The 20,167-nt window shown below is 68.8% G+C and carries 17 protein-coding genes and 1 tRNA gene; 8 read left to right on the top strand and 10 right to left on the bottom strand.

Features of this window, described 5'->3' with window-relative positions; all coding sequences use genetic code 11:
* Positions 1-90 precede the first annotated feature (90 nt).
* The 9 genes from ACFYMM_RS10390 to dnaA all read right to left on the bottom strand — a co-directional run bounded on the left by ACFYMM_RS10390 (position 91) and on the right by dnaA (position 13,112).
* Positions 91-164 (bottom strand) — tRNA-Ile (locus tag ACFYMM_RS10390).
* Positions 165-242: 78 nt separating this feature from the next.
* Positions 243-956, bottom strand: a complete 714-nt coding sequence (locus tag ACFYMM_RS10385) for a DUF3566 domain-containing protein (RefSeq protein WP_388385421.1) — start codon at positions 954-956, stop codon at positions 243-245.
* An 18-nt stretch (positions 957-974) separates the two neighbouring features.
* Positions 975-3,569: a DNA gyrase subunit A gene (gene gyrA / locus ACFYMM_RS10380; RefSeq protein ID WP_388385420.1), complete on the bottom strand. Its 2,595-nt coding sequence runs from the start codon at positions 3,567-3,569 to the stop codon at positions 975-977.
* A gap of 42 nt (positions 3,570-3,611) precedes the next feature.
* Positions 3,612-5,651, bottom strand: coding sequence for a DNA topoisomerase (ATP-hydrolyzing) subunit B (gene gyrB, locus ACFYMM_RS10375; RefSeq protein ID WP_388385419.1), 2,040 nt, complete (start codon positions 5,649-5,651; stop codon positions 3,612-3,614).
* A 408-nt stretch (positions 5,652-6,059) separates the two neighbouring features.
* A complete protein-coding gene (locus tag ACFYMM_RS10370) occupies positions 6,060-6,596 on the bottom strand; it encodes a DUF721 domain-containing protein (RefSeq protein WP_388385418.1) in 537 nt (178 codons plus the stop codon).
* On the bottom strand, positions 6,593-7,714 hold the full coding sequence (recF, locus tag ACFYMM_RS10365) for a DNA replication/repair protein RecF (RefSeq protein WP_388385417.1): 1,122 nt from the start codon (positions 7,712-7,714) through the stop codon (positions 6,593-6,595). The genes ACFYMM_RS10370 and recF overlap by 4 nt, the downstream gene beginning before the upstream one ends.
* Positions 7,715-7,765: 51 nt before the next feature.
* A complete protein-coding gene (gene gnd, locus ACFYMM_RS10360; protein WP_388385416.1) occupies positions 7,766-8,641 on the bottom strand; it encodes a phosphogluconate dehydrogenase (NAD(+)-dependent, decarboxylating) in 876 nt (291 codons plus the stop codon).
* Between the two features lie 166 nt (positions 8,642-8,807).
* A complete protein-coding gene (gene dnaN, locus ACFYMM_RS10355) occupies positions 8,808-9,938 on the bottom strand; it encodes a DNA polymerase III subunit beta (protein WP_388385415.1) in 1,131 nt (376 codons plus the stop codon).
* A gap of 1,218 nt (positions 9,939-11,156) precedes the next feature.
* The gene (dnaA, locus tag ACFYMM_RS10350) at positions 11,157-13,112 is read right to left on the bottom strand and encodes a chromosomal replication initiator protein DnaA (RefSeq protein ID WP_388385414.1); all 1,956 of its coding nucleotides are present in this window, start codon (positions 13,110-13,112) and stop codon (positions 11,157-11,159) included.
* A gap of 376 nt (positions 13,113-13,488) precedes the next feature.
* Between dnaA and rpmH the strand changes: the two genes are divergently transcribed.
* From rpmH to rsmG, 6 genes are all read left to right on the top strand, one after another.
* A complete protein-coding gene (rpmH, locus tag ACFYMM_RS10345; RefSeq protein WP_005482975.1) occupies positions 13,489-13,626 on the top strand; it encodes a 50S ribosomal protein L34 in 138 nt (45 codons plus the stop codon).
* Positions 13,627-13,646: 20 nt separating this feature from the next.
* A complete protein-coding gene (gene rnpA, locus ACFYMM_RS10340) occupies positions 13,647-14,018 on the top strand; it encodes a ribonuclease P protein component (RefSeq protein ID WP_388385413.1) in 372 nt (123 codons plus the stop codon).
* Positions 14,015-14,368 (top strand): membrane protein insertion efficiency factor YidD, encoded by a 354-nt coding sequence (gene yidD / locus ACFYMM_RS10335; RefSeq protein WP_388385412.1) that lies wholly within the window; start codon positions 14,015-14,017, stop codon positions 14,366-14,368. Before rnpA ends, yidD begins: the two co-directional genes overlap by 4 nt.
* Before the next feature lie 3 nt (positions 14,369-14,371).
* The gene (gene yidC / locus ACFYMM_RS10330) at positions 14,372-15,655 is read left to right on the top strand and encodes a membrane protein insertase YidC (protein WP_388385411.1); all 1,284 of its coding nucleotides are present in this window, start codon (positions 14,372-14,374) and stop codon (positions 15,653-15,655) included.
* A 15-nt stretch (positions 15,656-15,670) separates the two neighbouring features.
* Complete coding sequence (locus ACFYMM_RS10325; protein ID WP_388385410.1) at positions 15,671-16,183, top strand: protein jag; 513 nt, start codon at positions 15,671-15,673, stop codon at positions 16,181-16,183.
* Positions 16,184-16,300: 117 nt separating this feature from the next.
* The gene (gene rsmG, locus ACFYMM_RS10320) at positions 16,301-17,017 is read left to right on the top strand and encodes a 16S rRNA (guanine(527)-N(7))-methyltransferase RsmG (RefSeq protein ID WP_388385409.1); all 717 of its coding nucleotides are present in this window, start codon (positions 16,301-16,303) and stop codon (positions 17,015-17,017) included.
* A gap of 94 nt (positions 17,018-17,111) precedes the next feature.
* Here the strand turns inward: rsmG and ACFYMM_RS10315 are convergent, their stop codons facing one another.
* Positions 17,112-17,459, bottom strand: a complete 348-nt coding sequence (locus tag ACFYMM_RS10315) for a hypothetical protein (protein WP_388385408.1) — start codon at positions 17,457-17,459, stop codon at positions 17,112-17,114.
* A 387-nt stretch (positions 17,460-17,846) separates the two neighbouring features.
* On the opposite strand from ACFYMM_RS10315, the gene ACFYMM_RS10310 reads away from it, so the two are divergent.
* A complete protein-coding gene (locus ACFYMM_RS10310) occupies positions 17,847-18,920 on the top strand; it encodes a ParA family protein (RefSeq protein WP_388385782.1) in 1,074 nt (357 codons plus the stop codon).
* A complete protein-coding gene (locus tag ACFYMM_RS10305) occupies positions 18,917-20,017 on the top strand; it encodes a ParB/RepB/Spo0J family partition protein (protein WP_388385407.1) in 1,101 nt (366 codons plus the stop codon). Before ACFYMM_RS10310 ends, ACFYMM_RS10305 begins: the two co-directional genes overlap by 4 nt.
* The last annotated feature ends 150 nt before the right edge of the window (positions 20,018-20,167 follow it).

Genomic DNA, 20,167 nt, shown 5'->3' with positions numbered 1-20,167 from the left:
GCCACCGCCACTCGCCGACCGCTCTTCGGCCGCTCGCCGACCGGGCACGAAAAAGACCCCCAGGTGATCACCTGAGGGTCTTCTGTCCGGTGGGGCTAACAGGATTTGAACCTGTGGCCTCATCCTTATCAGGGATGCGCTCTAACCAACTGAGCTATAGCCCCGCCGCGCTCTGCGGTGTGTGTCCCGCGCGCTGACTCCTGAAGATTAGCGCACGACCAGCGCAGTCCCAAAATCGGTTGTCACTCGTCCTCGGCCAGCGTGAGCTCGATGCCGCCGACGAAGCCCGCGGAGAGGTTGTAGATGAACGCGCCGAGGGTCGCCAGCGCCGTCGCGAGGACGACGTCGATGACCGCGATGATCGCGGTGAACATCAGGACGTGCGGGAGGGAGAGGAATGCCTGCAGGTCGAAGCCGTTCGCCTCGTTCGAGCCGGTCGCCTCGGAGATCGTGCCGCCGACCGTGGAGAAGACGCCCATCGCGTCCATGACCATCCACAGCACGGCCGAGGCGACGACGGTGCAGATGCCGAGCGCGATGGAGAGCAGGAAGCTGACCTTCATCACCGACCACGGATCGGCCTTGGCCACCCGCAGCCGGGCCTTGCGCGTACGGGGGGCGGTGCGCGCGCCGGCGCCGGTGCGCGGACGGCGTACCGCGCCGGCCGGGGCCTGCGAGGCCGGGTAGGCCTGCGGCGGGTGGTACGGCCCGGAGGCCTGCTGCGGGCGCCGCTCGCCGGGCAGCGGGGAGGCCGGCTGCGGCTCGGCGGTGTCCGTCACGGTGCCTCCCTGGGATTCCTTCGCCGCCGGCTTGATCGCCTGCAGGTTGGTCGTGTGCGGATCTGTCGCCGGAGCGGCGTTCTTGCCCGCCGCGCTCGCGGCGGAGCCACGGCCGCCGCCGTCCGTCTCCGTACCCGTGGAGGTACCTGCCGAACCGGCGCCCGTGGCTCCGCTCACGATGACTCACTCCTCGTACTACTCGGCCGAGGGCGCCTCACCCTCGTCCGTGCCGCTGGTCGCGGCGCCCTCGGCGGTCTCGTCGACGGCCACGTCGCCGTCGACCTCCTCCGCCTCGCGCCCCGCCTCGGCGTTACGTGCGATACCGACCACGGCATCGCGCTTGCCCAGGTTGATCAGTTGGACGCCCATGGTGTCACGGCCCGTCTCCCTGACCTCGTTGACTCGCGTGCGAATCACACCGCCGGAGAGGGTGATGGCGAGGATCTCGTCGTGCTCCTCGACCACCAGCGCGCCGACGAGCGAACCACGGTCCTCCACGATCTTGGCGGCCTTGATGCCGAGGCCGCCGCGACCCTGGACGCGGTACTCGTCGACACGGGTCCGCTTCGCGTACCCGCCGTCTGTGGCAGTGAACACGAACGTACCGGGTCGAACAACATTCATCGACAGAAGTTCATCACCCTCGCGGAAACTCATGCCCTTGACACCGGAGGTGGCTCGGCCCATCGGACGCAGGGTGTCGTCCGTGGCCGTGAACCTGATCGACTGTGCCTTCTTGCTGATCAACAGCAGATCATCGTCGGACGAGACGAGTTCGGCACCGATCAGTTCGTCGTCGGAACCGTCCTCACGCTCCCGAAGGTTGATCGCGATGACACCGCCGGAACGGGGCGAATCGTAATCCTTCAGAGGCGTCTTCTTGACCAGACCCGCCTTGGTGGCCAGCACCAGGTACGGCGCCGCCTCGTAGTCGCGGATCGCCAGGATCTCGGCGATCGCCTCGTCCGGCTGGAAGGCCAGCAGGTTCGCCACGTGCTGCCCGCGCGCGTCGCGGCCGGCGTCCGGAAGCTCGTACGCCTTCGCCCGGTACACCCGGCCCTTGTTGGTGAAGAACAGCAGCCAGTGGTGCGTGGTGGAGACGAAGAAGTGGTCGACGATGTCGTCTTCCTTCAGCTTCGTGCCGCGCACGCCCTTGCCGCCGCGCTTCTGCGCCCGGTAGTCGTCCGTCTTCGTCCGCTTGACGTAACCGCCGCGCGAGACGGTGACGACGATGTCCTCCTCGGCGATGAGGTCCTCGATGGACATGTCACCGTCGTAGGGCACCAGCATGGTCTTGCGGTCGTCGCCGTACTTCTCGACGATCGCGGCGAGTTCCTCGCTGACGATTCCGCGCTGGCGGACCGGCGAGGCCAGGATCTCGTTGTACTCGGTGATCTTCGCCTGGAGCTCGTCGTGCTCCTGGACGATCTTCTGGCGCTCCAGGGCGGCCAGCCGCCGCAGCTGCATCTCCAGGATGGCGTTGGCCTGGATCTCGTCGATCTCCAGGAGACCCATCAGGCCGGTGCGCGCGATCTCGACCGTCTCACTGCGCCGGATCAGCGCGATGACCTCGTCGATGGCGTCCAGGGCCTTCAGCAGACCGCGCAGGATGTGCGCCCGCTCCTCGGCCTTGCGCAGCCTAAAGCGCGTACGCCGGACGATGACCTCGATCTGGTGCGTCACCCAGTGCCGGATGAACGCGTCCAGGGACAGCGTGCGCGGCACGCCGTCGACCAGCGCCAGCATGTTCGCACCGAAGTTCGACTGCAGGTCGGTGTGCTTGTAGAGGTTGTTCAGGACGACCTTGGCGACCGCGTCCCGCTTGAGCACGATGACCAGGCGCTGACCGGTACGGGAGCTGGTCTCGTCCCGGACGTCCGCGATGCCGCCGATCTTGCCGTCCTTCACCAGGTCGGCGATCTTCTGCGCGAGGTTGTCGGGGTTGGTCTGGTAGGGCAGCTCCGTGACCACCAGGCACTGGCGGTTCTGGATCTCCTCGACCTCGACCACCGCGCGCATGGTGATCGAGCCGCGCCCGGTGCGGTAGGCCTCCTCGATGCCCTTGCGGCCCACGACCAGCGCGCCGGTCGGGAAGTCGGGACCCTTGATGCGCTCCATGAGCGCGTCCAGCAGCTCCTCGTGCGAGGCCTCGGGGTTCTCCAGGTACCACTGGGCGCCGGCGGCGACCTCGCGCAGGTTGTGCGGCGGGATGTTGGTCGCCATACCGACCGCGATGCCGGCCGAGCCGTTGATCAGCAGGTTCGGGAAGCGGGCCGGCAGGACGGTCGGCTCCTGGGAGCGGCCGTCGTAGTTGTCCGTGAAGTCGACGGTCTCCTCGTCGATGTCCCGGACCATCTCCATCGACAGCGGCGCCATCTTGCACTCGGTGTAGCGCATGGCCGCCGCCGGGTCGTTGCCCGGAGAGCCGAAGTTGCCGTTGGAGTCCACCAGCGGCATCCGCATCGACCACGGCTGCGCGAGGCGGACCAGCGCGTCGTAGATCGAGGAGTCGCCGTGCGGGTGGTAGTTGCCCATGACGTCGCCGACGACGCGGGCGCACTTGTAGAAGCCGCGCTCGGGGCGGTAGCCGCCGTCGTACATCGCGTACAGCACGCGGCGGTGGACGGGCTTGAGACCGTCCCGGACATCGGGCAGCGCACGGGACACGATGACGGACATCGCGTAGTCCAGGTACGAGCGCTGCATCTCCGTCTCGAGCCCGACGGGCTCGACGCGCATCGCGACTTCGCCGCCCTCTTCGGGGGTGACGGGAGTGTTCTCGTCGGCCATTGCTGGTGAGGATCCTTCCTGGTGCGGTCAGCTGAGACCGACTCAGATGTCGAGGAAGCGGACGTCCTTGGCGTTGCGCTGGATGAACGCGCGGCGGGCTTCGACGTCCTCGCCCATCAGGACCGAGAACAGGTCGTCGGCCTGGGCGGCGTCGTCGAGGGTGACCTGGCCGAGGACCCGGTGCTCCTGGTCCATGGTGGTCACCCGCAGCTCCTCGGCGTTCATCTCGCCGAGACCCTTGAAGCGCTGGATCGAGTCCTCGCGGACACGCTTGCCCCGCTGACGGCCCATCTCGGTCAGGGCGTCGCGCTCGCGGTCCGAGTACGCGTACTCGATGTCGTCCCGGCCCCACTTGATCTTGTACAGCGGGGGGCGGGAGAGATACACGTGCCCGGCCTCGACCAGCGGCCGCATGAAGCGGAACAGGAAGGTCAGCAGCAGGGTGCTGATGTGCTGGCCGTCGACGTCGGCGTCCGCCATCAGGATGATCTTGTGATAGCGGAGCTTCTCGATGTCGAAGTCCTCGTGCACGCCCGTGCCGAAGGCGGAGATCAGCGCCTGGATCTCCTGGTTCTGCAGGATCTTGTCGATCCTGGCCTTCTCGACGTTGAGGATCTTGCCGCGGATCGGGAGGATCGCCTGGTACTGCGGGTTGCGGCCGGACTTGGCCGAGCCGCCGGCGGAGTCACCCTCGACGATGAAGATCTCGCACTTGGTCGGGTCGTTGGACTGGCAGTCGGAGAGCTTGCCCGGCAGGGACGCCGACTCCAGCAGACCCTTGCGCCGCGTCAGGTCGCGGGCCTTGCGGGCCGCCACGCGCGCGGTGGCCGCCTGGATGCCCTTGCGGATGATGTCCGCCGCCTCGACCGGGTTGCGGTCCAGCCAGTCGTTGAGGTGCTCGTAGACCGCCTTCTGCACGAAGGTCTTCGCCTCGGTGTTGCCGAGCTTGGTCTTCGTCTGGCCCTCGAACTGCGGCTCGCTCAGCTTGACCGAGATGATCGCCGTCAGGCCCTCGCGGATGTCGTCACCCGTGAGGTTGTCGTCCTTCTCCCGCAGCAGCTTCTTGTCGCGCGCGTACTTGTTGATGAGGCTCGTCAGGGCCGCGCGGAAGCCCTCCTCGTGCGTACCGCCCTCATGGGTGTGGATGATGTTGGCGAAGGAGTACACGCCCTCGCTGTAGCCGCTGTTCCACTGCATCGCGACCTCGAGGGACAGGCTCTTGTCCTTGTCCTCCGCCTCCAGGTCGATGACGGTGGGGTGCACCACGTCCCCCTTGCGGGAGTTGAGGTACTTCACGAAGTCGACGATGCCGCCCTCGTAGTGGTACGTGACGGTCTTGACCTCGTCCTTCTCGTCCGCACCCGCCTCGTCCGCGCCGGCCGTGGCCTTCGCCGACTCGCGCTCGTCAGTGAGTTTGATCGTCAAACCCTTGTTGAGGAACGCCATCTCCTGGAAGCGCCGCGACAGCGTCTCGAAGGAGTACTCGGTGGTTTCGAAGATGTCCGCGTCGGCCCAGAAGGTGACCGAGGTGCCGGTCTCGTCCGTGGCCTCGTGCTGGGCGAGGGGGGCCGTCGGCACGCCCATCTTGTATTCCTGCGTCCAGCGGTGGCCGTCGGTCTTGACCTGGACGGAGACCTTGGACGACAGGGCGTTCACGACGGAGACGCCGACGCCGTGCAGACCACCGGAGACCGCGTAACCGCCGCCGCCGAACTTGCCGCCCGCGTGCAGCACGGTCAGCACGACTTCGAGGGCCGGCTTGCCCTCGGAGGGGACGATGCCGACCGGGATGCCACGGCCGTTGTCGACGACCCGCACGCCGCCGTCGGCCAGGATCGTGACGTCGATCGTGTCGGCGTGACCGGCCAGCGCCTCGTCGACCGAGTTGTCGACGACCTCGTACACCAGGTGGTGCAGACCGCGCTCGCCGGTAGAGCCGATGTACATACCGGGTCGCTTGCGGACCGCGTCCAGCCCTTCGAGCACGGTGATGGCGCTGGCGTCGTACGAGGCGGTGACCTCGCCGTTGGCGCCGGCGTCGGTGGACGGAATGTTCTCGTTGGGGTTGCCGGAATCGGCCACGAAGCGCCCTTTCTGGCACTGGCACAGCACGAGCCGGGCTCCTGGGGGTGCCCCCTTTGGGGGAGGGTGCCGGAGCGGCTGCGGCATGTTGCGTTGGTCAAGCCTTGATCAGCGTTGCTCAGCTTTTCCCGACGGTCCCCACGTTGGGGCGGGATTGGCTTCCAGTCTACCGGTAGCGCCGACAGTGATGGGGGTTTGCGGGTACCTGAGTCCGCATGTGCCGCCCTCAACCGGTCTCCGCCGGGTCCCGATATACGGAAGGGGGCTACAAGAGGCTCAAGGAGGCACTCAGCGCTTCCGGCTGTCAACCCTTGGCTACTCCGGGGTCAGGTCGGGTTCCGATCGCGACGCGCCACCCCGCGCGGTGCCACGACGACACCGCCGTCCAGGCCGCAGACGTGAGGTACGTCACCCGTAGGTGTCGCCGGGACCCGTGCTGCCCGGGGCGCGCAGCGGGCCGTACCGGCGGGCCGGACCGCCGGGGCCGTGCACCTTGATCAGCCGGACCGTGCCGTGCCCGAGGTCCTCGTTGAGACGGGCCACCAGCGCCGGGGCGAGCAGCCTCAGTTGCGTCGCCCAGGCCGTGGAGTCGCACTGCACGGTCAGGACGTGCTCGTCCTCGTCGTACCTCTGCGGCACACAGTGTTTGGCGAGGTCATCGCCGACGATCTGCGGCCAGCGGCCCATCACGCCGCCCACCGCGGCCGGCGCCTCCCAGCCGCGCTCGGTGAGCAGCCGGTTGATCGCGGCACCGAGCGCCATCGGGTCGCGGCCGTCGGCGCGCGCCCCGGAGCGCAACCCGCCGCCGCGCCGGGCCTGCTTCTTCTGCCGCGTCGCGTCCCCACGCGCGCGTGCCTGCTCCTTGGCCGCGCGCAACGCCACGCGCGCGAGGTCGACACCGGAGGGCTCGGGGGGCTGCTGTCCGGCGGGCTCGTCCGTGGTCATACGCGCTCCACCGTCCCTTCGGCCACCGCGTACCGGGCTCCCGCCAGCACCTGCGGTACGTCGTCGGCCACCGCGGCCGTCACCAGCACCTGTTCACCGGGCGCGACCAGCTCGGCCAGCCGCTCCCGGCGCCGGGCGTCCAGCTCGGCGAACACGTCGTCCAGGATCAGCACGGGCTCGTTGCCCTCGGCGCGCAGCAGGTCGTACGCCGCCAGACGCAGCGCCAGCGCACAGGACCAGGACTCGCCGTGGGACGCGTAGCCCTTGGCGGGCAGCTGACCGAGTCGGAGCACCACGTCGTCCCGGTGCGGGCCCACCAGGGTCACGCCCCGCTCGATCTCCTGCTTGCGGGCCTCCGCGAGGGCGGCCGTCAGCTGTGCGTAGAGATCCTCGCGGGTGTGCGCCTCGCCGGGCGCCGACGGCTTGTACTCCAGGGCGATCGGGCCGCCGCCGGGGGCCAGTTGCTCGTACGCCTTGTCGGCCAGCGGCTGGATCGCGGCGATCAGGTCCAGGCGTCGGGCGAGCAGTTCGGCACCCGCGCGCGCGAGGTGCTGGTCCCACACGTCGAGCGTGGACAGGTCCATGGAGCGGCCACCGTGCCGCCGGGCCAGTGCCGCCGTCTTCAGCAGCGTGTTGCGCTGCTTGAGCACCCGCTCGTAGTCGGAACGCACACCGGCCATGCGCGGCGAGCGCGCGGTGATCAGCTCGTCCAGGAACCGCCGCCGCTCACCGGGGTCGCCCTTGACGAGGGCGAGGTCCTCGGGGGCGAACAGCACGGTCCGTACGATCCCCAGCACATCACGGGGTCTGACCTGCGAGGACCGGTTGATCCGCGCGCGGTTGGCCTTGCCCGGGTTCAGCTCCAGCTCGACCAGCTGTTGCCTCTCGCCCTGTCTGACCTGCGCCCGGACGACCGCGCGCTCGGCGCCCATGCGGACCAGCGGGGCGTCGGAGGCGACACGGTGGCTGCCCAGGGTCGCCAGGTAGCCGACCGCCTCGACGAGGTTGGTCTTGCCCTGCCCGTTGGGGCCGACGAAGGCGGTGACGCCCGGGTCCAGCGGGACCTCGACCCGGGCGTACGAGCGGAAGTCGGCCAGCGACAGATGCGTGACGTGCATGGTCGTTCGCCGACCTCCCCAGGGTTGTGGATCGCGGTGCGACCCTGTGGATTACTTCTTCTCCACGGCGTGACCGCCGAACTGGTTGCGCAGCGCGGCGATCATCTTCATCTGCGGCGAGTCCTCCTGACGGGAGGCGAACCGCGCGAACAGCGACGCGGTGATCGCGGGCAGCGGTACCGCGTGGTCGATGGCGGCCTCCACGGTCCACCGGCCCTCGCCGGAGTCCTGGGCGAAGCCCTTCAGCCGGTCCAGGTGCTCGTCGTCGTCGAGGGCGTCGACCGCGAGGTCCAGCAGCCAGGAGCGGATGACGGTGCCCTCCTGCCAGGAGCGGAAGACCTCGCGCACGTTGTCCACGGAGTCGACCTTCTCCAGCAGCTCCCAGCCCTCGGCGTAGGCCTGCATCATCGCGTACTCGATGCCGTTGTGGACCATCTTCGCGAAGTGGCCCGCGCCGACCCGGCCGGCGTGCACCGCGCCGAAGTCGCCCTCCGGCTTGAGCGCGTCGAAGACCGGCCGCACCTTGGCGACGTTCTCCGCGTCGCCGCCGTACATCAGCGCGTAGCCGTTCCGCAGGCCCCAGACGCCGCCGGAGACACCGCAGTCGACGAAGCCGATGCCCTTGGCCGCCAGCTCCTCGGCGTGCCGCTCGTCGTCCGTCCAGCGGGAGTTGCCGCCGTCGACGACCACGTCCCCGGGCTCCAGCAGTTCGGCGAGCCGGTCGATCGTCGACTGGGTGGCCTCACCGGCCGGGACCATCACCCACACCACGCGTGGCCCGCTGAGCTTGCCCACAAGCTCTTCCAGGCTGTGGACATCCGCGAGGTCCGCGTTGCGGTCGTACCCGAGGACGGTGTGGCCGGCGCGGCGGATCCGCTCGCGCATGTTGCCGCCCATCTTGCCGAGGCCGACGAGACCGAGCTCCATCAGTTGTTTCCTTAGGTTGCTGTGTGGCGTGTGGGGCACATTCGTACCTGCGTCCGAGCCTAAACCCGGACGCTCACGCACACCTGTGGGCATACGCGCTCATACGTACGCCGTCACCTGGGGCTTTACCGAGGGAGTGGTCGGCCGCCCAGCGAGAGAGCGGTGCTCAGCCGCTGAGGCGAACCGGCATGATCAGGTACTTGTAGGCCTCGTCCGCCTCCGCGTCCACCGCCGGCTTGCCGCTGAGCAGCGCGGGCTTGGTGGAGGTGGTGAACGACAGCTGGGCCACCGGGGAGTCGATGGCGCTCAGGCCGTCCAGCAGGAAGGTCGGGTTGAAGGCGATCGAGATGTCGTCGCCCTCCAGGTGGGCGTCCACCCTTTCCACAGCCTGTGCGTCGTCGCTGGAGCCGGCCTCCAGGATGAGCACGCCCTGCTCGAAGCTCAGTCGCACCGGGGTGTTGCGCTCGGCGACCAGGGCCACACGCTTGACGGCCTCCACGAAGGGGGCGGTCTCGATCACGGCGACGGAGTTGAACTCGGTCGGGAACAGCGTGCGGTACTTGGGGAGGTCGCCCTCCAGCAGCCGCGTGGTCGTCCGCCGGCCGGCGCCCTCGAAACCGATCAGCCCCTCGCCCTTGCCCGCGCCCGACAGCGCCAGAGTCACGCTGTCGCCGCTGGTCAGCGCCTTGGCGGTGTCCAGGAGCGTCTTGGCCGGGACCAGGGCGACCGCGGACGCGTCGGGGTTCTCCGGCTTCCACAGGAACTCACGGACCGCGAAGCGGTAGCGGTCGGTGGAGGCCAGGGTGACCGTGTCGCCCTCGATCTCGATCCGCACACCGGTGAGCACCGGCAGGGTGTCGTCACGGCCGGCCGCGATGGCCACCTGGGCGGCCGCGGAGGCGAAGACCTCACCGGGGACGGTGCCCGTGGCGTTCGGCATCTGCGGCAGCGCCGGGTACTCCTCCACAGGCAGGGTGTGGAGGGTGAACCGGGAGGAACCGCAGACCACGGTCGCCCGTACACCGTCTGTGGAAATCTCCACCGGCCGGTTGGGCAGTGCGCGGCAGATGTCGGCGAGCAGGCGCCCCGAGACGAGGACCGTGCCCTCCTCCTCGACCTCGGCCTCGACGGACACCCGCGCGGAGACCTCGTAGTCGAAGCCCGACAGGCTCAGCTGGCCGTCCTCGGCCTTCAGCAGGAGGCCGGCGAGCACAGGCGCCGGCGGACGGGCCGGGAGGCTGCGTGCCGCCCAGGCCACTGCCTCCGCGAGTACGTCGCGTTCCACCCGGATCTTCACCGTAAGCCGCCTCCTGCTTGTTGCTACTGAGTCCTCCGACTCGGTGTCACCGCCCACTGCGACGGGCAGGACACCGGGGACCAGTCTGACGCACCGCACTGACAGTAGGTGCCTGTCGGGGTCAAGTCGCTCCGAGGGGCGGCCGGGCTCGATGCCGCGAGTTGTGCACAGGCCCCGCTTCGAAACGGATTCCGCTCTCTCTCTGAGTGGGAGTAGTAGTAGGGCCTGTGGATACCGTGGATAACCTCGTTTGCCCAGCTCAGGGCAGGAATTTTATCCACCGACCCTGTGGGTGACGCCGGTGGAAAACCGGGCCCTTCTGTGGAGAACAGAAAGTTCTGCACACACCGCCCACAGGGCGAGGGCAGTTCTCCCCAGCTGCGTCCCCAGATTTACCCAGGTTTCCCACACCCCAATCCGGCACCTTGGTGTGACCGCTTTCACTCGGAGCGGTGATCGGGGCCGTCGGGTTGCCGAACAGTGGACAGCCATGTGGAGAAGTCGGTGATCCTTGGGGACAACGGCCCTCAGCCTGTGGGTCACCGGTGGAAAACCACGTCCACAGGCTGTGGATCCCCGCGTCGTCCACAGCCTGTGGAGATCCTTCGTCCACGAATCCACAGGCCGGTGAGCTGGGCTGATCGTCTTTCAACCGCACAGCCTGTGGACGGTTTCGGGACAACTTCGCAGTCCCCAGGATGTGGACGCAAGAAAGTCCCCAAATCTGTGGAGAGCGCCCGTAACCCGACGCGAAATCGAACAGCGGGCGGCGGCGGGAGGAACCAGGGACCGCACGAGGACGACCGTGACGGCTGGCCGGAGCCGGATGCGGGCGTGGCGTGGGCGGCGTCCTCAGGGCGGACGGGGGCGGGGCGAGGACGACGTCCTACGTGCCTGCGTGGCGCGCTGACGGCTTCTGCCCGCGGCCGGACGTCTGGTTGCCGGTCGGGCCGGCTGGTGGCACGGCGCTGATGCGTCCTTCTCGCGCGGTCCGGGCTGCCTCGCTCGCGTCGGCCGCGGGGCGGGCCAGAGGCCCTGGGGCCCCGAGCGGTGCGGCCGGGCGGCGAGGCCGGCTCGCAGGTCGTGACAACGACGGATCCGGCGGCCGGCCGCACCGTGCTCGTCGCCACCCCCCCGGCTCTGCCGCGCCCCGCTCTGCCGCTCGCCCACGAGAAAGGGCGCCCCCGGGATGTCCCCAGGGGCGCCCCGACGCCGCTGTCAGCCGTTCTTGATCCGGTTCGTGAGCTCGGTGACCTGGTTGTAGATGGACCGGCGCTCGGCCATCAGCGCGCGGATCTTGCGGTCGGCGTGCATGACGGTCGTATGGTCACGGCCCCCGAACTGCGCGCCGATCTTCGGCAGCGACAGGTCCGTCAGCTCCCGGCACAGGTACATGGCGATCTGCCGCGCGGTGACCAGCGCGCGCCCGCGCGAGGTGCCGCAGAGGTCCTCCACCGTCAGCCCGAAGTAGTCGGCGGTGGCCGCCATGATGGCCGGCGCCGTGATCTCCGGCGCCGAGTCCTCGCCCCCGGGGATCAGATCCTTCAGGACGATCTCCGTCAGCCCCAGGTCCACCGGCTGCCGGTTGAGCGAGGCGAACGCGGTCACCCGGATCAGCGCGCCCTCCAGCTCACGGATGTTGCGCGAGATCCGGGAGGCGATGAACTCCAGCACCTCCGGCGGCGCGTTCAGCTGCTCCTGCACCGCCTTCTTGCGCAGGATCGCGATGCGCGTCTCCAGCTCGGGCGGCTGGACGTCCGTGATCAGGCCCCACTCGAAACGGTTCCGCAGCCGGTCCTCCAGCGTGACCAGCTGCTTGGGCGGCCGGTCCGAGGACAGCACGATCTGCTTGTTGGCGTTGTGGAGCGTGTTGAAGGTGTGGAAGAACTCCTCCTGCGTCGACTCCTTGTCCGCGAGGAACTGGATGTCGTCCACCAGAAGGATGTCCATCTCCCGGTACCGCTTGCGGAAGCTGTCGCCCTTTCCGTCGCGGATGGAGTTGATGAACTCGTTGGTGAACTCCTCCGAGCTGACGTACCGCACCCGTGTCCCCGGGTAGAGACTGCGCGCGTAGTGCCCGATCGCGTGCAGCAGGTGCGTCTTGCCGAGCCCCGACTCCCCGTAGATGAACAGGGGGTTGTACGCCTTCGCGGGCGCCTCGGCGACGGCCACCGCGGCCGCGTGCGCGAACCGGTTGGACGCGCCGATGACGAACGTGTCGAAGAGGTACTTGGGGTTCAGCCGCGCCGTCGGCTCGCCCGGCCCCGTCGCCGGCGCGGGCTTCGCGGCCAGCGGACCGGGCGCCCCGGACACCGGCAGGTCCGGGCGTCCCGGACCCCCTCGGTGCGCCGGTCCGGCCCCGGCACCCGGCTCGGGCAGCTCGCGGCGGACCGGGTCCCGCTGGTCGTACTCGGTCCGGGAGGAGTCGTACTCGGCGCGCCCCCCGTCGTAATCGCCGCGCTGCTGCTCGTACGAGGACCGTTCCCTCGGCTGCTGGCGGTAGTCCCGGGACGGGGAGCGGTAGGCGTCCTGCCCCGAGGCGTACGGGTCCGGCGAGGAGCCGTACGCGTCCTGCGACGGCGGACCGTAGTTGTCCTGGGCGGGCGAGGCGTACGGATCCCGCTCGGGGAAACCGAGCCGCGGCTGCTGCCAGCTGTACTCGTCCTGCCCGGGACGCGGCCAGGCGCCGGGTTCCGGACGCTGGTACTCGGACGGGTAGGCCGGCCGGGCGGTCGGCAGCTGATCCCCGCGCGGTGGCTGGTCGGAGGCGGGCAGCTGGTCGGCGCGGTGCCGGCCGTAGCCCTCGTACTGTCCCGACGGAAGCTCCCGCTCCTCGTAACGCGGCTGCGGCTGCGGCTGCGGCTGAGCGGTGGGCGCCGGCGGGGCCGGGGGCTCGCCGGCTGAGTCGTCGACGGTGATCGCGATGCGGATCGGACGACCGCACTCGCGGCTCAGGGTCTCGCTGACGACCGGCGCGAGACGGCCCTCCAGAACGCCCTTCGCGAATTCGTTCGGTACCGCGAGCAGAGCGGTGTCCGCGACCAGCGCGAGTGGCTGACAGCGCCGGATCCAGTGCTCGTCCTTGCCCTCCACACCCTGACCGCGGCCCTCACCGAGGAGCTGCTCCAGTACTCGTGGCCACACTGCGGCAAGATCGGCAGGTACGTCAGCCACAGGGCACGCTCTCTCACAGGTCCCTCGAACGTGTGGTTCGGGGACGGCTAGGGATGTAAATCGGGTCGGTCGGGGATAAGGGAACGAATCAGAGTTCAGTCACGGTAGTCAGCGCGGCGGCTGCGGTTCAAGTTGTTGTCCCCAGCCTGTGGACAGTGTCTCTCCGTGACCCTTGGTTTGACCGGATGGCGTAGCCCCGCGTACCGTAACCAGGTCGAGTTGTCGATGGCTGCTGCCGCCTGCCTCCGATGGGCACAGGTCACTCCCAGGTGATCGGTCAGCGGTGCACTCGGGCGTTACTGCGAGCTACTCGTGGGCGCACGGTGACAGCCAGGACGGCACCCCGCAACCACCGATTTATTTCTGGAGCCCCCGAGTGAGCAAGCGCACCTTCCAGCCGAACAACCGTCGCCGCGCGAAGACCCACGGCTTCCGTCTGCGGATGCGCACCCGCGCCGGCCGCGCGATTCTCGCGAACCGCCGCAGCAAGGGTCGCGCCAGCCTGTCCGCCTGATCCGGTCAGGTCATGACGTCGTGCTGCCTACCGAGCATCGGCTGAGGCGGCGCGAAGACTTCGCGACCGCGGTACGACGGGGTCGTCGGGCAGGCCGTCCGACCCTCGTCGTCCACCTTCGTAGCGGTGCCATGGACCCGCACGCGCCTGGGGAGAGCGCTCCCCCGACGCGTGCGGGTTTCGTCGTGAGCAAGGCCGTGGGCGGCGCGGTCGTACGCAACTCGGTGAAGCGCAGACTGCGTCATCTGATGCGTGAGCGAGTCGCCCTGTTTCCCCCCGGTAGCCTGGTAGTCGTACGAGCGCTGCCCGGAGCGGGCGACGCCGACCATGCACAGCTGGCCCGAGACCTGGACGCCGCCGTTCAGCGGCTGCTGGGAGGGGGCGCGCGATGAAGTACCCGCTGCTGGCTCTGATCAAGCTGTACCAGTGGACGATCAGTCCGCTGCTCGGGCCGGTGTGCAAGTACTACCCGTCGTGTTCCCACTACGGCTACACGGCCATCGACCGGCACGGTGCCATCAAGGGAACGGCGCTCACCGTCTGGCGCATCCTGCGGTGCAATCCGTGGTCGCTCGGCGGTGTGGACCATGTCCCGCCGCGCAAGCGCCCGCGGTGGCACGAAATGCTGCGCGCTGCCTGGCGCGCACGCAAGGGCGGGCCCTCCGCCGGCGAACCGGCCACCGAAGGGAAACTCCCTCCGAGCCCGGCCGCAGAGACCTCGTCCCATGCCCAAGGAGCATGATTAGTGGACACGATTGCCAGCCTCTTCAGCTTCATCACGACACCTGTCTCCTGGGTCATCGTCCAGTTCCACAAGGTGTACGGCGCCGTGTTCGGCCCCGACACCGGGTGGGCCTGGGGCCTGTCCATCGTGTCCCTGGTGATCCTGATCCGCATCTGCCTGATCCCGCTCTTCGTGAAGCAGATCAAGGCGACCCGGGCCATGCAGACGCTCCAGCCCGAGATGAAGAAGATCCAGGAGCGCTACAAGAACGACAAGCAGCGTCAGTCCGAAGAGATGATGAAGCTGTACAAGGAGTCGGGCACCAACCCGCTCTCCTCGTGCCTTCCCATCCTGGCGCAGTCCCCGTTCTTCTTCGCCCTGTACCACGTGCTCAACGGCATCGCCTCGGGCAAGACCATCGGCGTCATCAACAACTCGCTGCTGGCCAGCGCCCGCCAGGCACACATCTTCGGTGCACCGCTCGCGGCGAAGTTCAAGGACGGCGCCGACACGATCCACGCGCTCAACGCCTCGGTCACCGACGTGCGCGTCGTGACGGTGGTCATGATCGTGATGATGTCGGCGTCGCAGTTCTACACGCAGCGCCAGCTGATGACGAAGAACGTCGACACCACGGTGAAGACGCCGTTCATGCAGCAGCAGAAGATGCTGATGTACGTCTTCCCCATCATGTTCGCCGTCTTCGGTATCAACTTCCCGGTCGGTGTCCTCATCTACTGGCTGACCACCAACGTGTGGACCATGGGTCAGCAGATGTACGTGATCCGCAACAACCCGACTCCGGGATCCAAGGCCCAGGCCGCCTACCTGGAGCGCCTCGGCAAGCACGTCACGCACCACGGCAAGGTCCGCCGCCGGAGCGAGAAGGTCATCGTCAAGGCGATCGTCACCAAGGGCCGCGACCGCAACGAGTTCGAGCGCAAGTTCATCAACGCCCTGAACAAGGCAGGCCTCGCCGCCCAGGCCGACGGATCCGTGGTGAAGAGCGACAGCCAGGCCGCCGCGCAGACGACCGAGGACGGTGACACCGTCACCGCCACCGCTACGGCCGCCAGGCGGCAGCAGCCCAAGCGCCAGAGCAAGTCGCAGCGTCAGTCCGGCCCGGCCAAGCAGGCCGGCGACACGTCGCCCACCTCGCTGGAGAAGGCGGACGAGCCCGAGGGCGCCCGGCCTGCCGACGCCGAGAAGGCCGTCCAGAAGCCCGGCAACGGCACCCGAAGCAAGGCCCAGTCCGGGCAGCGCAAGGGCGGCCCGCAGCGCCCCAAGTCCCCGTCCAAGAAGTAAGAAGGAGTCCATCCCGTGACGGAAGGCACCACCTCCGCCGCTGCCGAGGGTGCAGACACCCTGACCCGCCTTGAGCAGGAGGGCGAGATCGCGGCGGACTACCTGGAGGGTCTGCTGGACATCGCCGACCTCGACGGTGACATCGACATGGACGTGGAGGCCGACCGTGCCTCCGTCTCGATCATCAGCGACGCGGGCACCCGTGACCTGCAGAAGCTGGTCGGCCGGGACGGCGAGGTGCTGGAGGCGCTGCAGGAGCTGACGCGTCTGGCCGTGCACCGGGAGACCGGCGACCGCAGTCGGCTGATGCTGGACATCGCCGGCTACCGGGCCAAGAAGCGCGCCGAGCTGTCCGAGCTGGGCGCGAAGGCAGCCGCCGAGGTCAAGAACACCGGCGAGCCCGTGAAGCTCAAGCCGATGACCCCGTTCGAGCGCAAGGTCGTGCACGACGCGGTCAAGTCGGCGGGACTGCGCAGCGAGTCCGAGGGCGAGGAGCCGCAGCGGTTCGTCGTCGTGCTTCCCGCCTGATCGGTCCTCCCATTCCACCGGCCCCGTCTGTTGCGCAGACGGGGCCGAATTTTGTCAGCCTGGTAGTTCTGGTGGTCGGCGCGTGAAGCGTCGGCGCTGTACGGAAGGACGGTCCCCGTGACGGAGGCAGCGGAGCTTCCCCCCGCGCCCGAACAGGCGCGGGAAGTGTTTGGTGATCGCTTCGCCGATGCGGTTCGCTACGCGGAACTGCTCGCCGAGGCGGGCGTGCAGCGTGGCCTGATCGGGCCGCGAGAAGTGCCCCGCCTGTGGGAGCGGCACCTGCTGAACTGCGCGGTGCTCTCGGAAGCCGTCCCGGAGTCGGTGACGGTGTGCGACGTGGGCTCGGGCGCCGGCCTGCCGGGCATTCCGCTGGCGCTGGTCCGGGAGGACCTCAACATCACTCTGCTGGAGCCGTTGCTGCGACGCACGACCTTCCTCACGGAGGTCGTCGAGCTGCTGGGCCTGGACCACGTCACCGTGGTCCGCGGCCGCGCCGAGGAGGTCCTCGGCAAGCTGCAGCCCGTCCATGTGGTGACCGCCCGCGCCGTGGCTCCGCTGGACCGGCTGGCCGCCTGGGGCATCCCCCTGCTGCGCCCGTACGGGGAGATGCTCGCACTGAAGGGCGACACCGCCGAGGAGGAGCTGAAGGCGGCGTCCACCGCCCTCAGCAAGCTCGGAGCGGTATCGACGTCCGTCCTGCATGTGGGCGAGGGCGTGGTGGATCCCCTGTCCACAGTCGTCCGGGTCGAGGTCGGCGAGAGCCCCGGCGGTGTGCGCTTCGCGGCCAAGCGGGCCAAGGCAGCCAGGACGGGACGGACCCGCCGTCGCCGCTGACGAAGACTGGACAAGAGGATGAAAAGCCGGAGGCGCTCTCCCCGCGGGGAGAGCGCCTCTGTGCTGTGACCCGCCGGGCGTCGGCGGTCGCTGCTTACGGGGTCTTGGTGAAGCAGACGTCCGGGCGCAGGGAGATGGAACGGCACACCTTCTTGATCGTCACGGTGCCGCCCTTGCCGCTGTACGCGGTCGTGCCGCTTCCCTTCTTGTTCCACAGAGTGTAGATCTCGTCTCCGTGGCCCGCCCGGGTGTACTGCACGTACACCGCGTTGTTGTCGTCAGCGAGGTCCTTGACGGCGGCCACGCCGTGATCGCTGTTGACGCGGTAGCCGTGGCCCCAGATCACGTTGATGTCCTGGTCGGCAAAGGCGGGCGTGGCCGTGGCCAGCACACCCACCCCCAGCGCCGCCGCCATGAAACGGCCAATGATCTTCGAAGTCATCGTGTTGCTTCCTGCGTTGGTCGAATCGGCCCGCCGGGCGGATGTGCCCGGCGCGCCGGCGAAGGAAGTGGTTCGTGCCGCTGGTCTGCAGCACGTAAGTCCCCCGCCCCGTTGTTTTTTGATCTTAACAAAACCCAATCTTGGGTCTGGAGGGGGGTGGTAAAGAGATGCGGGGCGGAGTGTCGCTCACATAAGGGACAAATTGTTGTCATCGTGTTTCACGTGAAACGTCGCTCACTGTTGCACGGCATCATCAGCCGCGGTCGCGCTGCGGCCGAACCCCGTGACCGTAAGCCCCTCGGCTCACTCGGAGGGGCAGCGGAGTTGTCCACAGAGGTGGATTTCTCCACAGAACACCAGGCCTCACTGGTTCGCGACCCCGAAGACATGGGAGGCTCTGTTCATTGCGAGCCTGAAGTCGAGGAGAGTGAATCCTTGCGGTCCGACGCCAACATCGCGGGACCGATGACCGATCCGGTCCCCGGTCCCCGTACCGAGTCGATGGGGGCGGATGTTTCACGTGAAACACCGCCTCCGATGGACGACACTCCCATCGGTCGTGCTGCCCAACTGGCGGTAGAAGCTCTCGGCCGCGCCGGTGAAGGTCTGCCGCGTCCCGAGCAGACCCGGATCATCGTGGTGGCCAACCAGAAAGGTGGCGTGGGCAAGACGACGACGACCGTCAACCTCGCCGCTTCGCTGGCTCTGCACGGTGGCCGTGTCCTGGTGATCGACCTCGACCCACAGGGCAACGCATCCACGGCTCTGGGGATCGATCACCACGCCGAAGTTCCGTCGATCTATGACGTGTTGGTCGAGAGCCGGCCTCTGGCCGAAGTCGTGCAGCCCGTCCCTGATGTAGAAGGTCTCTTCTGTGCCCCCGCCACCATCGATCTCGCCGGTGCGGAGATCGAGTTGGTGTCCTTGGTGGCCCGCGAGAGCCGGCTGCAGCGGGCGATCCAGGCGTATGAGCAGCCGCTGGACTACATCCTCATCGACTGCCCGCCGTCCCTCGGCCTGCTGACGGTCAACGCCCTCGTCGCCGGCGCCGAGGTCCTCATCCCGATCCAGTGCGAGTACTACGCGCTGGAAGGTCTGGGACAGCTCCTGCGCAATGTCGACCTGGTACGGGGTCACCTCAACCCCACCCTGCATGTGTCGACGATCCTGCTCACCATGTACGACGGCCGGACGCGTCTCGCCTCCCAGGTCGCGGACGAGGTGCGCAGCCACTTCGGCGAGGAGGTGCTGCGGACGAGCATCCCCCGATCCGTCCGTATCTCGGAGGCGCCGAGCTATGGGCAGACGGTGCTGACCTACGATCCAGGATCGAGCGGTGCCCTCTCCTATCTTGAGGCGGCACGAGAAGTCGCGCTGAGGGGCGTCGGTGTCAGCTACGACCCGACCCACGCCCACATCGGCGCCCAGAGCGACCCGAGCATGGTGGAGGGCATTCAGTGAGCGAGCGACGGAGGGGACTGGGCCGTGGTCTCGGCGCACTGATTCCTGCGGCACCGACCGAGAAGAACCCGGCTGCGGCTGGGCTGGGGGGCGGGGCTTCCACGTCCCCCACGGCAGTCCCGGTACTGACGACCGACCGTGGGGTGGCCGCGGCGAAGGTGGCCACCCTGCCGCCTGTTTCCCAGAAAACCGAGGAGCCCTCGGAGAGTGTGGTCACGGAGGCGCCGGCGCCTCCGATGGGCGCCCACTTCGCCGAGCTGCCTCTCGACTCCATCACACCGAACCCGCGTCAGCCGCGTGAGGTCTTCGACGAGGACGCGCTCCACGAGCTGGTCACCTCCATCAGGGAAGTCGGCCTCCTGCAGCCCGTCGTCGTACGGCAACTGGGGCCCGCCCGCTACGAACTGATCATGGGCGAGCGGCGCTGGCGTGCCTGCCGGGAAGCGGGCCTCGAAGCCATCCCGGCGATCGTCCGGGCCACGGACGACGAGAAGCTCCTCCTGGACGCGCTCCTGGAGAACCTGCACCGTGCTCAGCTGAACCCGCTGGAAGAGGCTGCCGCCTACGACCAGTTGCTGAAGGACTTCAACTGCACGCACGACCAGCTGGCGGACCGCATCGGGCGCTCCCGTCCCCAGGTCTCCAACACCCTGCGCCTGCTCAAGCTCTCACCGGCCGTGCAGCGCCGGGTCGCCGCCGGAGTCCTCTCCGCCGGCCACGCCCGGGCGCTCCTCTCCGTCGACGACTCCGAGGAGCAGGACCGGCTGGCCCACCGGATCGTGGCCGAGGGCCTCTCGGTGCGGGCTGTCGAGGAGATCGTGACCCTGATGGGCTCGCGTCCCCAGGCGGCCCAGCGTTCCAAGGGGCCACGGGCCGGCACCCGGCTCTCCCCGGCCCTGTCCGATCTCGCGTCCCGGCTCTCGGACCGCTTCGAGACGCGGGTGAAGGTCGACCTGGGGCAGAAGAAGGGAAAGATCACCGTCGAGTTCGCCTCCATGGAGGACCTGGAGAGGATTCTCGGAAGCCTCGCCCCGGGCGAGGGGCCGGTCCTCCAGAAGGGTCTCCACGACGGCGACACCGAGGAGTCCGACGGCTGATCCCGGATGGCTCGATCCACCGCAGTGGGAGGGCGGGGGGGGGGGGGGGGGGGGGGGGGGGGGGGCGGCCGGCCGGGGGGGGGGGGGGGGGGGGTGGGGGGGGGGGGGGGGGGGGGGGGGGGGGGGGGGGGGGGGGGGGGCGGCGGGGCG

This window comes from Streptomyces sp. NPDC006739 (genome assembly GCF_042869815.1).
GTDB lineage: Bacteria > Actinomycetota > Actinomycetes > Streptomycetales > Streptomycetaceae > Streptomyces.
The sequence above is the reverse complement of the archived record's forward strand: the minus strand, read 5'-3'. Positions and strand labels throughout refer to the sequence as shown.

What these genes read in the sequence shown, in the direction of transcription:
- recF (WP_388385417.1), bottom strand. Translation starts at nt 7,714, where the DNA reads ATGCACGTCACGCATCTGTCGCTGGCCGACTTCCGCTCGTACGCCCGG.
- ACFYMM_RS10315 (WP_388385408.1), bottom strand. Translation starts at nt 17,459, where the DNA reads ATGACTTCGAAGATCATTGGCCGTTTCATGGCGGCGGCGCTGGGGGTG.
- ACFYMM_RS10370 (WP_388385418.1), bottom strand. Translation starts at nt 6,596, where the DNA reads ATGACCACGGACGAGCCCGCCGGACAGCAGCCCCCCGAGCCCTCCGGT.
- gnd (WP_388385416.1), bottom strand. Translation starts at nt 8,641, where the DNA reads ATGGAGCTCGGTCTCGTCGGCCTCGGCAAGATGGGCGGCAACATGCGC.
- ACFYMM_RS10310 (WP_388385782.1), top strand. Translation starts at nt 17,847, where the DNA reads ATGGGAGGCTCTGTTCATTGCGAGCCTGAAGTCGAGGAGAGTGAATCC.
- yidD (WP_388385412.1), top strand. Translation starts at nt 14,015, where the DNA reads ATGAAGTACCCGCTGCTGGCTCTGATCAAGCTGTACCAGTGGACGATC.
- gyrA (WP_388385420.1), bottom strand. Translation starts at nt 3,569, where the DNA reads ATGGCCGACGAGAACACTCCCGTCACCCCCGAAGAGGGCGGCGAAGTC.